Origin of the sequence: Thioclava sp. (assembly GCF_048263065.1) — a bacterium.
In the GTDB taxonomy this organism is placed as follows: Bacteria; Pseudomonadota; Alphaproteobacteria; order Rhodobacterales; family Rhodobacteraceae; genus Thioclava.
Window position 1 is genome coordinate 207,044 of the sequence record NZ_JBLXEM010000004.1, and the last position, 14,692, is coordinate 221,735.

Sequence of the window (14,692 nt, forward strand, 5' to 3'; positions counted from 1 at the left end):
CCATGGACGGCACCGTACTTGTCGCCGATGACGACCGCACCATCCGCACCGTTTTGACCCAAGCGCTGACACGCGCGGGCTGTAAGGTGCATGCCACAGCCTCGCTTGTGACGCTGATGCGTTGGGTCGAGGAGGGCAAGGGTGATCTGGTGATTTCCGATGTGATGATGCCCGATGGCAATGGCCTAGAGGCGCTGCCGCGCATCGCGCAGGAACGCCCCGGTCTGCCGGTGATCGTGATCTCGGCGCAAAACACCATCATGACCGCGATTCAGGCCGCCGAAGCAGATGCCTATGACTACTTGCCCAAGCCCTTTGATCTGCCCGATCTGATGAAGCGGGCGCAAAAGGCGCTGGAGCAAAAGCGCCGCGTAACGCCGGTTGTGGTCAAGACCGCTGAGGGCCTCACCAGCGATAAAGGCGATCTGCCGCTTGTCGGGCGTACGGCAGCGATGCAGGAGCTTTATCGGCTGGTCGCGCGAGTGATGAATGCTGATCTCTCGGTGTTGATCGTGGGCGAAAGTGGCACAGGCAAGTCTTTGATTGCGCGCGCCATTCACGATTTCTCGGACCGTCGATCATTGCCCTTCATCGTTGCGCAAGCGGGCGATTTGCAAGGCGCAGATGGCCCCGCAGCCTTGCTTGCGCGCGCCAAAGGCGGCTCGCTCGTCTTTGATGAGGTGGGCGATTATGATGATGATACGCAGGCGCGCATTGTGCGGATGCTTGATGCTTTGCCCGACCCCGCGCCGCGCATCATGGCAACAACGCAAGCCGATCTGTCAGCTTTGATGGAGGCGGGTCGCTTTCGCCAAGACCTGTTTTACCGCCTCGGCGGCGTGACCCTGACGGTGCCGAGCCTGCGCGAACGTGTCGAAGATATTCCGCTTCTGGCCGATCATTTTCTGATCCGTGCCGAGCGTGACGGGCTTGGGACGCGCCGCTTTACCAATGACGCGCTGCAACTGGTGCGCGCTTATTCCTGGCCCGGCAACGTGCGCCAGCTTGAAAATACGATTCGTCGTTTGACCGTGACCTCGCCCGAAGACGAGATCACGCGCGCTGAAGTGGAATTCGTGCTAGGCAACCAGCCCGCGATTGAGCCGCTCCGTCAGGGGGGCGAGGGCGAAAAGCTGTCGGCCTCAATCGGGCGTCATCTGCGCCGCTATTTCGATTTGCACGGTGGAAATCTGCCGCCACCGGGGCTTTATGATCGCATTCTCAAGGAGATGGAGGCCCCTTTGCTGGAAATCGCGTTGGATGCGACGGGCGGAAATCAAGCCAGATGTGCCGACCTGCTTGGCATCAACCGCAATACCTTGAGAAAAAAGATCACCGATCTGGATATTCAGGTGACACGGCGGCGCAAACTGATGTAAACCCGCAACAGAGACCTGTGACTTTTCCGTCGAGGCGGATTTGTCACGCTCTGTGTTGAGGGGGCATCGGTGCAAGGCAGCACGGCATATCGTTCAGGCTGGGATCGATTGGCGCGTTTTCGGCGTCAACGGCGGGTGCGCAATATCCTGACTTTGGGATTGGTTGTGCTAGGCCCGGCGCTGGCAATCGCGACCTTTGTCGTGCTCGGGCCATTGGGGCAGGGTGCCGATAGCGCCGCGCTGCGGCTGATCCTGCTGGCCGATTTCGTCTATTTCCTACTGCTTGCCGGGCTGATCATGATGCGGCTGGCCCAGATTATCGCGGCCAAACGCGCGCGCTCGGCCGGGTCGCGCCTGACCTTGCGGTTGACCGGTGTGTTTGCGGGCATCGCGCTGGTGCCAACCGTGTTGGTCGCGCTGTTTGCCGGGCTGACGGTGAATATCGGGCTTGAGGGCTGGTTTTCCGACCGCGTGCGCTCGGTTGTCAGTACGTCGCTCCAAGCGGCTGAGGCCTATCAAAGCGAGCATAAACAAGATCTCGTGCAAGATGTTCGCGCGCTTGCGGCGTTCTTGAACCTGCGCCGTCAGGCCTCGACATTCATGTCAGATGGGGAGCTGCGCGAATTGCTCATCACGGGGCAATCCAGCGTGCAGCGCGGCGTCAAAGAGGCCTATGTCATCGACGGCACCGGCAAGATCGTGGCGCGTGGGGATCGCTCGTATCTGTTTGATTACGAAGAACCGGCCCCCAAGGATATTGTCGAGGCGCAAAAGGGCGAGACCGTGCTGATCGAGGATTGGTCGAACTCGGAATTGCGCGGATTGATCCGGCTGAATGCGTTTGTGGATCGCTACCTGTATATTTCGCGCAAGGTCGATGGGAAAATCCTGTCACTACTGGATCAGACGCGCGAAACAGTGTCGCTGTATCAACAGCTTGAAAGTGCGCGGGGGCGGGTGATTTTTGAATTTGGCTTGGTCTATTTCGGCTTTGCGCTGATCCTTATTCTGGCGGCGATCTGGATGGGGCTGTGGTTTGCCGAGCGGCTTTCGCGCCCTATTGGGCGGCTTGCAGCCGCAGCCGAACGCATCGGCGCGGGTGATCTGGATGCGCGCGTGATCGAGGCCGAGGGCGATGACGAGATCGCCACTTTGGGCCATAGCTTCAACCGCATGACGAGCCAGCTTAAGGGGCAGCGCGCGGCCCTGATCGAAAGCCACCGAGAGACCGAAGAAAGCCGAAGACTGTTTGATTCCGTGCTGTCCTCGGTGACCTCGGGCGTGATTGGGTTGGATGCCGAGGGGCGCGTCGATTTCGTGAACCGCGCCGCGATGCAACTGCTCGCGCTTGACGCCGCTCAAGTCCACTCAAAGGAACTTTCGACGATCGTCCCTGAGTTTACCGGCCTTTACAAACGCTTGCATGACGGCTTTCAAGAGGTCGTTCAAGAAGAGATCCGGGTGTCGCGCGACGCCCGTCTTGAAAGCCTGCTGGTGCGCATGGCCGTGCGGCGCAATGATGACGGCGAGGCCGAAGGCTATGTTGTCGCCTTTGAAGATGTAACCGAACTGGTCTCGGCGCAGCGGATGGCGGCTTGGGGCGATGTGGCGCGTCGTATTGCGCATGAAATCAAGAACCCGCTGACCCCAATCCAGCTATCGGCGGAACGGATCAAGCGCAAATTCAGCAAGCTCACGAGTGGAGAAGATACTGAAGTTCTCGAAAGCCTTACGGGCGTTATTGTGCGCCAAACGAATGACTTGCGCCGCATTGTTGATGAGTTTTCGCGCTTTGCCAGAATGCCCGAACCCGACCGCGCCGATCACGATCTCGCGCAGCTCTTGCGGGATGCGGCCACTTTGCAGCAAGATTCCCTGCATGGGGCGAAATTGATATCTGACATTCCCGATATGCCGGTGATTGTCGAACTGGACGCGACGATGATTTCACAAGCCGTCACGAACTTGATTAAAAACGCAGGTGAAGCTATTGAAACATATGTGGAAAAAGGCGCTCCGGAGGGGTTTGAACCTGAGGTGCGCGTTGCAATGACCGCTACGCCCGAATTGGTCACCATCCAGATCGCGGATAACGGGCTGGGCTTGCCGCCTGACCGCGCGCGCCTGTTTGAGCCTTACGTCACGACGCGTGCAAAGGGGACTGGTCTGGGTCTGCCGATCGTCAAGAAAATCATCGAGGAACATGGCGGGACGCTGACACTCAGCGACGCGCCTGCCTTTAGTAGTGGGGCGCATTGCGGTGCGCTTGCCGAAATCCGTTTGCCACGCGCCCGCGCGGCACATCGGGCCATCAAAGAGAGGGGCGAGCCCCCCGGAGACGTGACATGAGCGACATCCTGATCGTCGACGATGAAAAAGACATCCGCGAATTGATAGCTGACATCCTGCGCGATGAAGGGTTTCAAACGCGCATGGCGGCCAATTCCAATGAGTGCATGGATGAGATCAACGCCCGTGAACCGGCCTTGATGATCCTCGATATCTGGCTGAAGGACAGCAAGATGGACGGGATCGACATTCTCAAAACGGTCAAACGCGACAACCCGGATGTGCCGGTGATCATCATTTCGGGCCATGGCAATATCGAAATCGCGGTCGCCGCGATCAAGCAAGGTGCCTATGATTTCATCGAAAAACCCTTTAATATCGACCAGTTGATGGTGGTGATCGGCCGCGCGATGGAAACCGCGCGGCTGCGGCGGGAAAATTCCACGCTCAAGCGGCGCGATATCGGCTCGGGCGAGATGATCGGCGAGGCGGCTGCCTTCCGGCGCTTGCGCGAGCAGCTTGACAAGGTGACCAAATCCAATGGGCGGGTGATGCTGTCGGGCGAGCCGGGCTCGGGCAAGGAAATGGCAGCGCGCTTCATCCATCAGAATTCGACGCGCGCGGCGGGGCCATTTGTTACCGTCAATTCGGCCTCGATCGAACCTGACCGGATGGAAGAGGTTCTGTTTGGGCGCGAAACGCTGGAACGCGGCGTTGAGAAAGGTCTGCTTGAGCAGGCCAATGGGGGCGTGATCTATTTCGACGAGGTGGCTGAGATGCCGCCGGGCACGCAATCCAAGATCCTGCGCGTGCTGACCGAGCAGCAATTCATGCGTGTGGGCGGGGCCGATAAGGTGCGCGTTGATTTGCGCGTGATTAGTTCCACAACGCGCGATTTGACCGCGATGATCCGTGCGGGCAGCTTCCGTCAGGAGCTTTATGATCGCCTTAACGTCGTGCCCATCGAGGTGCCCGCGCTTAGCGAACGTCGCGAAGATGTGCCCCTGCTTGCGAGTTATTTCGTGCGCGGGTTTAACGAAACCCAAGGCCTGCCGCTGCGCGAATTATCCAGCGAGGCAGCGGCCTTGATGCAAACGATGGACTGGCCCGGCAATATCCGTCAGTTGCGCAACGTGATCGAGCGCGTGCTGATCTTGGGCGAGGGAACAGGCCCGATTGAGGCGCGCGAGTTGCCCGGTCAATCGGTTCCCGCAGAAGAGGGGCGCATCGTTCTGGGCGGGGCGCTGCCCACCTTGCCGCTGCGCGAGGCGCGCGAGCTGTTTGAACGTGAATACCTGCTGACCCAGATCAACCGGTTTGGCGGAAATATCTCGCGCACGGCGAATTTCGTCGGCATGGAGCGCTCGGCGCTGCATCGTAAACTCAAGACGCTGGGCGTTGTGACCTCTAATAAGGCTGGCGCGCGCGTGGCGCATGTCGAAGATGATGACGAATGATCTGAGCAGTCGCTGGGGCAAGGGGCCTAGTCCGACCGATAGAGGTTGCCGCGTGGAATTGCCCCTTGGGCTAGGTAGAGAAAAAAGAAGGATGCGGGTGTGAAACCGCGCGCTTGTGTCGCTTTAAGCTGCGTGGGGCGACGTCACTACGATGCAATGTCTATGCGCTGCGTGTCGACAGCGTGGACGGCCTCAACCTTTATGAACACTGTTTGGTTCAGTTGGGTGCCCGGTTTCAGTATGCGCCTTCAATCGGTGGTAGTCGCTTCTGCAATCCCAATCCACATTTCAATGTCTTCAGAAACGGGCACGCCATAGACAGAACCGGCTGCGCCGTTAATCCGGTGGTGGATTTGTCCGTTAGCTTAGGCGAGGAAACGCGGCTGTTGGCCCGCGGCGACTACGGCGTCCACATCTTCTGCACCCGAGATACGCACCAACGCGGCCGGTTCGAGAACCTCGATCTCGTCGGTATCCTTGCGCAGGATGACGCCGTCTTGTTCCCATTCGGTCAGCACGCGGCTGATCGTCTCGGGCGTGGTCCCCAGATGATGCGCAAGATCACGACGCCCAATCGGGATATGCACGATGGTATGTTTTTGGCGTTGCTCCTTTAAGAGTGTCGTGCGCAGGTTGCGCCGCAACAAGATTAGCAGAAACGACGCCAATCTCTCCGAGACCTTGCGCGCGCTCATCAGCAGCACCCATTCACGCGCAGAATCAAGCTCGTCAAGAACACTGACCAGAAAGATGCGCTCGAGTTCTGGGAAGTCGCTGAGGATTGCTTCGAAACGGCTTCGCTCAAAATTCAGGATGCGGCAGTCGGTAAGCGCGACGATGTCATAGACGCAACCGCCATTAAAGAGGCGCCCGAACATATCGGTGGGCACCAGAACGCCGATGATATGCCTGCGCCCGTCGGCCAGTGTCTTCTCCATCGCCAGCGCGCCGTCCAGAAGATAGCTCAATTCTGTCGAATGATCGCCTTCAGAAATAAGGCAGGTGCCGCGCGCCACTTGCGTAATGCGCGCCGCAGAGGCAAGCGCCTGCTGGGCCGTTTCAGGCAGGGCGTGAAGAAGCGTCTCAATGCGACCGTGTGCGAGCGACTCGATTTCAGAAAAATGGCTGGTCTTCAAATTTTTGGTCACGAACAATCTCCAACTGGTCGTGCACCTTGGGCCGAACCCAGAGTGGCAACGCCAGTTTGCGTATTATTGGGGCTAAACCTAGCACACATTGATCGCGATCAAAGCGTTTTAGGCAGATTTAAGATAGTCTTAACTTTCGTCTTGAGGCCGGGTGCGAGCCTTTGTGGGGCCGTGGCGCGAAAGGGGTGCGCGCGCGGTCGGTTCTTGGCGAGTTTGTTTTTTTCGAGTAAAGCGGCCGGGGGGCTTTATGAAAGATTTTCTTTTTACATCCAAGACCAGAGATGACTTGCATTGCGCCGAAATAAAAGCCCATCTGCAAAAGTCGATTCCGAAGCAAGTCTTTGAAACACTTTGTGAAACTGCGAAAACCCAGCGATTTGCGGCAGATTCTGTCTTGTGGGAAGACGGTATGGAGAGGCCCGGTATCGGGATTCTGTGTCAGGGGTATTTACGCTTTCAGCGCAACGGACTGGACGGGCGACGTCAGATTATGGGGCTCGTCGTGCCGGGCGACATTGTTGGCGACCGCGTCTCCGGACGCCCGGATCTAAGCCTTGAAGCTGCGAGCGACGCCACGATTTATTGGTTTGATCGCAAGGTTTACGATGATTTTATGTACTCCGACAGCATGCTGAGACGGAATCACTACCTCAACAACATGGCGCAGGTGGAACGGCTGAGGTGGCTGACGGTGATTATTGGGGCGCTGCGTCCTGACGAGCGTCTTGCGTGCTTTCTCCTTAGCGGTAAATTCACCATGTCGTGGCACGCGCAAAGCCATGATCGGGGCGTTTTGACGCTTGCGATCAGTCGGCGTGACATTGCCGATTTGCTGGCGACCACACCGGAAACCGTTTGCCGCACGCTCAAAAAGTTCGAGCAGGAGGGGCTGATTGAGATGATCGACCCCGTCCATGTCAGGGTGATTGATCGTGCGGGTCTGATCCAGCGCGCGGCGCTGATCAACGAGCCGGTCAGCCTAGCCTATATCATGCAGACTGATCGCAAGATTATGGCCAGCGTCGCCTGACGGATGCGTCATTCAACGCTCTGCCTCCACATGGAAACACCGCGAAAGTCCGCGTTTGGTCTTCGTTATGTCGCGGTGTCCGACGGTGTCCCTTCGATCCCATAGGGAAAAGCACCCCGCGTCAGGTGTAACGTGTTGACGCATCGCTCGGAAATGATCGTCGCAGCGAGCCGTGGTGAGAGTTCTTCATGCAACAGCGCAAAGACCGATGGGGCGAGGAACAGGACAAGCTGGTTGAAATCCTCAGCAAGCCTGTGGCTTTCGAGAAGCGCTACGATCTGGCGCACGAATTCCTGCAAATCCTGCGTGACTCTGCTCTGTGCGTCACTTGCACGCGCACCCGAACGGACCGCGCCCAACGTCTCATCGGTTTTATGCGTCATGAGTGACTCGAGATGCCGGTGCGGAGCGCGCATCACCAACTCTGGCAGCCGATTTTCCCCGAGACAGTCTGCATTGCGCAGGATCCGTGCCCGTGTCGCGTCGGCCACCACCACCCAGATATGACCTTGTGTCATTTTACAGCTCACATACTGATCAGAGTTCGTCCATGAAAGCATAAGATAAAAGGCCCCGCATTGACCAACGTCAAAGCGGCTGGTCCCTTGCCCCAGCCCCATGCGACGTCCTGCCACACACCAGTTCACAAACTGTTGATAGCCGTCAATGCGACCCCCTCCCAAACCCAATAACCCTTGGGTTGTGCACGGTTGGTGCGTGGTATGACAGGAGGGAAACGGCAATGGCCCGCGGAACAAATGGACTAATGAAACAACTCATAGAGCCTCTGACCGGCTCACTACCATCCTCAGCGACGACCAACTTTCTGGACATCGTTCCGCTGATGGACACAGCAAGCACAGCCTTGGGCACGATCAGTGGTTTTGCCACTGGGGGCAATTCCTCACGGGGTGGTGTGGGGCTTGGCTTTGGTTCGGGCGGGAATACGTCCCGCGGCACTGGCAATAACAGCGATAGCTCTGGCGAAAGTGCCAGCAGCGGCACCGGATTTGGCAGCGGTGGCAACAGCTCCAGCGGTAGCAGCGGCATTGGCTTTGGCAGTGGCGGCAACCCTGATCGCGGAACCCATTCCGGATCTGGGTTTGGCAGCGGCGGCAATCCCGATCACGGTGCTGGCAGCGGTCAGGGCAATGGCGAAGGTGGCGGCGATGGCACCCCTGATCATGGCGACGATACGGGCAATCCCGGCAGCGGCAATGGTGATGGCTCGGGCGACGGCGACGGTGTTTCTGACAAGCCAGATGCAGCGCCGACTCCGCCCGATGTTCTTGTGCAGGATCCCGCAACGGCGGATTGGGTGTCGAATTACACCTTCACTCTGGACGACATCACGCTGAACTATGATGGGCTAAGGCTGGGCGATTATGCCGCTGGCATGGACATGACGACCACGCAAGTGACCAAGGATGGCGTCGAACTCCATCCGCTAGACAGCGCTTTCGGCTTCCACGTCACCGACTTTGTCGGCGCAGTCGACAAGGAAATTGACGGTGACTACTCTGAAGGCTGGGCTGGTGAATTGGCGGGTGGCGGCATCTCTGTTGCAGATTCGCGCACCGATACCTTCTCGACCCCGGCCCGTATGGGAACTTGGCTTGAGGGGATTGGCGGCGACTTCGTAAAAGCCTCGACCGAGCATTATTCCGTAATGCAGGCCGTGCTGTCCGATCAGGCCTATCCGGGCGACGAAAGTGGCTATTACCACCTTGATGACGATCTGTGGATTGTCGATTATCTGGCGGGGGCCGATGGCATGCCCGTGGACGCCGACGGAAACCCGAGCAGTTCGCTCGTCGAAGGCAATATGAACCATTTCTATCTCAAGGAATTGGTTGAAGCGCTTGGCGAAGCCGAGAGCAACACCGCGCCCACAGAGATGTTCAAGGACTTCGACCGTGACGGTGTGGACGATGTCTACAGCGCCTATATGGCTGATGTCGAAATCGACGGTGTTGTGCGCAATGTTGCGGCGGTCGATATCGGCAACGATGGCACCATCGACTATCACGACGATGCATTGAACGGCTTTGGCACCTATGGGGTTCAGGACGTTCTGGTGCCCAACGAAAGCACGATCATCGAGAATATCGCGGTTGGTGACGACTATTCGATCACCGTGAAGGACGATGGCAAACTGCTGTATCGCTGGGGCAACGCGATCAAGCGTCCAAACGACATCCGCATTGATGCGAAGATGGAACTGCCCGACGATTGGTCGCAAACCGATCCCGAGACCGGGCTGAATAAGCTCTATCACGTCACGGCAGCGGAACTTGTTGTCAACCATACGGTCACAAACAACCCCAACGACCAGATCCGGCCCGAAGATTTCGAGAACGAGGCCGCAATCGGTCAACTTCCGAGCTTTATCGCCGTGCGCGATCCAATGGACGCATCTGGTTACGAAGATGCCAGCGGCGCTTGGGTCGGTAACGTTCTGTGGGTCGCAACTGGTGCCTATTACACAGGCGACGGAGACTTCTTGGCAGCTTATCTTGACCCTGATGCCACGTCAGGCACTGTGGTCGAAGGGCTGGATGGGGCTCCGGTGGGCTATCTCAACGTTGATGCGGCTGGCGATGCGATCGGCACCGTTCTACGGGACTTCTCGCTGATCGACGCGGCTGCGGATTCGACGCTGGCCGACATTGGCGCGCAATCCGCTGATCTCACCGATGGCTATACCGAAGCTTGGTACACCACCATGGACCGCGAGCCCTTCACGGCTGTGCTCAATGAAGATGGCGACTATGAGATCGGTCCGCGCTGGCGGCTTCAGCCGGATAAATACGGCCAGGATCTTCCGAGTGTGACCATCCCGCAAGACCCGAGCGAGCCGTTGCCGATCTCGAATGGCGACGAGAAATACGAAACCGGGGTCGATACCACAACGGTGTTGAACCTGCTCGACTGGGACGGGACTTCGCCGCTTTCGCTAAGTGCTGGCTGGATGAGCAATTCCGGAGAGGTCTCGATCAACGGCGTGAACATGACCGAAGACTTCGATCTCGCCTATTATGTGAAAGGCGATACCAAGCCGGTGAACCTCTATGACGCGCAGCTTGTGATCTCTTATGACGAGGTTGCGGTATCGGCGGACGGTGCGACAACTTCGGGCTCGATCTATGCGGATGTGCTTGCCGGTTTGGGTAACAACACGTTCTATCTGAGTGGCGAGAGCTACGATGATACCGACGCGCAAAGCGACATCGTTGTGATCGGTTATGGTGCGGAAACTGCCGCCGATATGGGCAGCAACTCGGTCTATAACTTTGGCCTCGAAGAAGACGCCATCGGTATTGTCGGCTTTGATTTGGACCCTGACAACTACAGCGTCCACATCACGCAAGAAATCGTCGACGAGGATCTCTTACTTAGCCTCGACGGAACCGAGATCGCAACGCTCTACAACGTTACGGAAATGCTGGAGGCCGATCAGTTCTACTTCGCCTAAGCGATGTTGACGCTGTCTTTGAAACCCTTCGGGTGGCGGGCATTTGGCCGCCACCCGAACCCTACAGATGATCTCTCTGACTGTGCGCTTTGGACATGCGGGCCATGATTTCACCCGCTGCCCAATGGTCGGGACATTGTCTTTATTCACGGCAAGGGGCGCGTGCCCCGATCACTGTGGCAAAATATTTGCGAGGCAGAAATGCGTGCTGACTTGATGCAGATCCGGCAAGGCCGCGCAGAGATTGAAGCTGTCCGGCGCGCAAGCCGCGCGGCGCGGATCTCGGCGGGGCTGTTTTCGGCATTCGTGAACTTGCTTATGCTCACGGGGCCGCTGTTCATGTTGCAGGTTTACGACCGGGTTCTGGGGTCGCGCGCGGTGGAAACGCTGACCGCACTTTTCCTGCTGGTGTGTTTTCTCTACCTGATGATGGGCATGCTTGATTGGGCGCGCGGGCGCGTCATGGCGCGGGTTGGCTCTGGGCTACAGCAACGCCTCGAAGCGCGGGTTTTCAAGGCCGCGCTACGCCGCGCAAGCGACAAGCCCGGCGATACGATCGCGCTGACCGCCATGCGCGATCTCGAAGCGATGCAGAAATATTATGCGGCTCCGGTTGCGATGGCGCTGTATGACATGCCGTTCGTGCCGATCTTTTTCGCGATCCTGTTCCTGTTCAACACGTGGTTGGGTGTGCTTGCGCTGGCCGGTGGGATGGTGTTGGTCGTGATCACCTTGCTGAATACGCGCCTGACCCGCGTGCCAATGCGCAATGCGACGGCGCGACAGGTTACGGCTGATCGCATGGCAGACCAGATGCGCGACGAGGCGGAACTGGTGCAGGCGCTGGGCATGCGCATGTCGAGTTTCCAGCGCTGGCAGCAGCGGCGTGAACAGGCGATGGCCGCACAGCTTAACGCAGCCGATCTGGGCGGCAGTTTTCAGGCGACGGGCCGGGTGTTCCGGTTGTTCCTGCAATCGGCGATCCTTGCGCTGGGCGCGCTATTGGTGCTGCGCGGAGAGTTGACCGCAGGGGCGATGATCGCAGGCTCAATCTTGATGGGTCGTGCGCTGGCACCGATCGAGACGGCAATCGCGGGCTTGCCAATCTACAATCGCGCAAAAGAAGGCCGCGAGCGTCTGGAACAGCTTTTGGGCGCCCATCCCGAGGTCGAGACCATCACCGATCTGCCCCGTCCCGCAGCCCATCTTGAGGCCCATCAACTGACCGTCATCCCGCCGGGGCACACTCAGGCGACGCTAAGACTCGTAAGTTTCGATCTGCAACCGGGCCAAGCGATGGGCGTGATCGGCCCTTCGGGTGCGGGCAAATCGACCCTCGCGCGCGCGATCTGCGGCGTCTGGCAGCCCAATGCGGGCTGGATCCGGCTTGATGGCGCAACGCTTGATCAATACGACCCCGATCGTCGCGGGCGAATGATCGGATATCTGCCCCAGCGCGTTACATTGTTTGACGGTACGATTGCCGAAAATATCTCGCGTCTTGATGCCGCGCCCGATTCCGAAAAGGTGGTCGAGGCCGCCAAGCGCGCCGGTGCACACCAGATGATCCTTGATCTGCCAAAGGGCTACGATACACCCGTCAACCAGTCTGGTGGCCTGCTTTCGGGTGGCCAGATACAGCGCGTCGGGTTAGCGCGCGCGATTTATGACGATCCGGTACTGCTGGTGCTGGATGAGCCCAATGCCAATCTTGATAGCGAGGGCGCGCGCGCGCTTAACGCTGCGGTGCATGACACCAAGGCACGCGGCGGGGCGGTGGTGATTATGGCGCATCGGCCTGCGGCTATTCAGGAATGCGATACGTTGTTGATGCTCGAAGGCGGGCGGCGGCGGGCCTATGGTCCACGCGACGAGGTGCTGCGCGCAATGGTGAAAAATGCCGAGAACATCCAGCGCGTTCCCGGGCAAGGGGGTGTGGTATGAGCGAAACGCATGAAAAAAACAGCAAAGCGGAGCAACCGACAACGCAGCGTCCGGCTCAGGACACGCCAACGCCAGTAGCGCCACACACTGGGCCACGTCTGGGCTATTCCCCCAAGGGCCCGATCATCGCAGGCTTTCTGACGCTGGCGGTTTTGGTGGGTGGTTTCGGGCTATGGTCCGTCAACACCCAGATCGCGGGGGCCGTGATTGCCTCGGGGCGCGTGCAGGTCGAGGAAAACCTTCAGATTGTGCAGCATCCCGATGGCGGTGTTGTCGAAAAGATCCTTGTCCATGACGGCAGCCTTGTGAAGGCGGGCGATTTGCTGGTTGAGTTGAATGGCGATCAGTTGAACTCCGAACGCACTATCGTCGAAAACCAGTATTTCGAGCTGCTCGCCCGGCGTGGGCGTCTTGAAGCCGAGCGCGCGAATGCGCCCGAAATCCTGTTTCCCGCCGAGCTGTCCGAAAGCGCAGTGACCAATCCGCATGTCGCGATGCAGATGAAGGGGCAGCAAGAGTTGTTTGATGCGCGTCTGGCCTCGCTTGAAAAGTCGCTTGAACAGCTCGAAAAGCAAGCGGAACAAATTAGCTCGCAAGTTGATGGGGTAGATGCCCAACTTGTCGCTCTGGCCACGCAGCAAGAGCTGATCGCGCGCGAGCTAACCGATCAGCGCAGCCTGCTGGATCGTGGGCTCGCTCAGGCAAGCAGGGTGTCTGCGCTGGAACGGGAATCAGCCGATCTTGCCGGGCGGATCGGGGCGCTGGTTGCACAGCGCGCTCAGGCAGAAAGCCGCTTGAGCGAACTGGAAATCACCCGCCTGCGGTTGCAGACCCAACGCCGTGAACAAGCCGAGACAGAACTGCGCGACATTGGCTATCGCGAACTTGAACTGGCCGAGCAACGCCGCGCCCTGATTGGGCAGATCGACAGGCTCGACATTCGCGCACCCGTTTCGGGAATCGTTCATGCGATGAGCGTGACGACCCCGCGGGCGGTGATCCGCGCGGCTGAACCTGTGCTTTATCTTGTGCCGCAAGATCGACCTCTCGTCATTGATGCGCGCATCGCTACGACCAGTATCGACGAGGTCACGCCGGGCCAGCCAGCCGCCGTGCGCTTTCCCGCGCTTTCAAGCCGCATCACGCCAACGCTTACCGGCGAGATCAGCCGGATTTCAGCCGATGTGTTGACGGACCAAGCCAGTGGCGAGCCCTATTACAAGATAGAGGTCACGCTATCGGCGGGTGAGCTTGAAAAGCTAGACGGCAAGGTCCTGATCCCAGGCATGCCCGCCGAGGTGTATCTGGCGACTGCTCAACGTACCCCGATCGCGTATCTGCTTAAGCCATTTACCGACTATTTCACCCGTGCCTTCCGCGAGACTTGAAACTGCTTTTTGAGCATCATTTCGTCGCTTGCGGCCCCGTCTTGGCGGCAAGCGACGGAGAGTTTCTTTCCGCTGAAGGCAGTTGCAACAAAGCTCGCGGCATTTTGCGATGAAACGGCTGGTCATGTCACCGTTTAGTTCGGATCTTTTTCGGGCAATGTTTGCTTTGAAGGAGCCAATGAAAGGCAACGAGACACACAGACGATTTTCGCCGCGATGCCGTGCGCATCGCAACAAACAGCAGCTTAGCCCTTAGATTTCATTTGATTTGAGTGTTGGGCATTCGCCCCTTAACGAGTGGGTTCAAAAACACCTGTATGATGATTTGATGTCTGGGCCGCACGAAGACGTTGAGAAATAGAACCAACGGCTTCGCAAGGTGAGGGAAGCGTTAAAAAAGCGGCAATCCGCAGGCCGGTAGGTGACTGATACATTCACCGTTAGGCTTCTTTGCAGGCCAAAGTCGGTGAGGTTGGCCCGCATTGACGCTTGGAGAGAAAAATTGCCGACTGAGTTTCTATGTCGAGTTATGCTGGTCCCCTCACGTGGGTATCGTGCGTGGCGCGCCCGCCCAATGTGTCA

Annotated in this window: 9 protein-coding genes; 7 read left to right on the top strand and 2 right to left on the bottom strand. The window is 58.4% G+C overall.

Annotation, left to right across the window (positions count from 1 at the left end):
- Positions 1–2 precede the first annotated feature (2 nt).
- The 3 genes from ACN0SD_RS08120 to ACN0SD_RS08130 all read left to right on the top strand — a co-directional run bounded on the left by ACN0SD_RS08120 (position 3) and on the right by ACN0SD_RS08130 (position 5,125).
- A complete protein-coding gene (locus ACN0SD_RS08120; protein ID WP_417807727.1) occupies positions 3–1,379 on the top strand; it encodes a response regulator in 1,377 nt (458 codons plus the stop codon).
- A gap of 69 nt (positions 1,380–1,448) precedes the next feature.
- Positions 1,449–3,728, top strand: a complete 2,280-nt coding sequence (locus ACN0SD_RS08125; RefSeq protein WP_417807728.1) for an ATP-binding protein — start codon at positions 1,449–1,451, stop codon at positions 3,726–3,728.
- Positions 3,725–5,125 (top strand): sigma-54-dependent transcriptional regulator, encoded by a 1,401-nt coding sequence (locus ACN0SD_RS08130; protein WP_417807729.1) that lies wholly within the window; start codon positions 3,725–3,727, stop codon positions 5,123–5,125. The genes ACN0SD_RS08125 and ACN0SD_RS08130 overlap by 4 nt, the downstream gene beginning before the upstream one ends.
- Positions 5,126–5,490: 365 nt before the next feature.
- On the opposite strand, the gene ACN0SD_RS08135 is transcribed toward ACN0SD_RS08130, so the two are convergent.
- Complete coding sequence (locus ACN0SD_RS08135) at positions 5,491–6,273, bottom strand: Crp/Fnr family transcriptional regulator (RefSeq protein WP_417807730.1); 783 nt, start codon at positions 6,271–6,273, stop codon at positions 5,491–5,493.
- Between the two features lie 247 nt (positions 6,274–6,520).
- On the opposite strand from ACN0SD_RS08135, the gene ACN0SD_RS08140 reads away from it, so the two are divergent.
- The gene (locus ACN0SD_RS08140) at positions 6,521–7,303 is read left to right on the top strand and encodes a Crp/Fnr family transcriptional regulator (RefSeq protein ID WP_417807731.1); all 783 of its coding nucleotides are present in this window, start codon (positions 6,521–6,523) and stop codon (positions 7,301–7,303) included.
- 65 nt (positions 7,304–7,368) lie between these two features.
- Here ACN0SD_RS08140 and ACN0SD_RS08145 read toward each other — a convergent pair whose 3' ends face one another.
- Positions 7,369–7,821: a host attachment protein gene (locus ACN0SD_RS08145; protein ID WP_417807732.1), complete on the bottom strand. Its 453-nt coding sequence runs from the start codon at positions 7,819–7,821 to the stop codon at positions 7,369–7,371.
- 248 nt (positions 7,822–8,069) lie between these two features.
- Between ACN0SD_RS08145 and ACN0SD_RS08150 the strand changes: the two genes are divergently transcribed.
- The 3 genes from ACN0SD_RS08150 (at position 8,070) to ACN0SD_RS08160 (ending at position 14,110) form a co-directional block, all read left to right on the top strand.
- Positions 8,070–10,778: a hypothetical protein gene (locus ACN0SD_RS08150; RefSeq protein ID WP_417807733.1), complete on the top strand. Its 2,709-nt coding sequence runs from the start codon at positions 8,070–8,072 to the stop codon at positions 10,776–10,778.
- 201 nt (positions 10,779–10,979) lie between these two features.
- A complete protein-coding gene (locus tag ACN0SD_RS08155) occupies positions 10,980–12,722 on the top strand; it encodes a type I secretion system permease/ATPase (protein ID WP_417807734.1) in 1,743 nt (580 codons plus the stop codon).
- A complete protein-coding gene (locus tag ACN0SD_RS08160; protein WP_417807735.1) occupies positions 12,719–14,110 on the top strand; it encodes an HlyD family type I secretion periplasmic adaptor subunit in 1,392 nt (463 codons plus the stop codon). The genes ACN0SD_RS08155 and ACN0SD_RS08160 overlap by 4 nt, the downstream gene beginning before the upstream one ends.
- Positions 14,111–14,692: the final 582 nt, after the last annotated feature.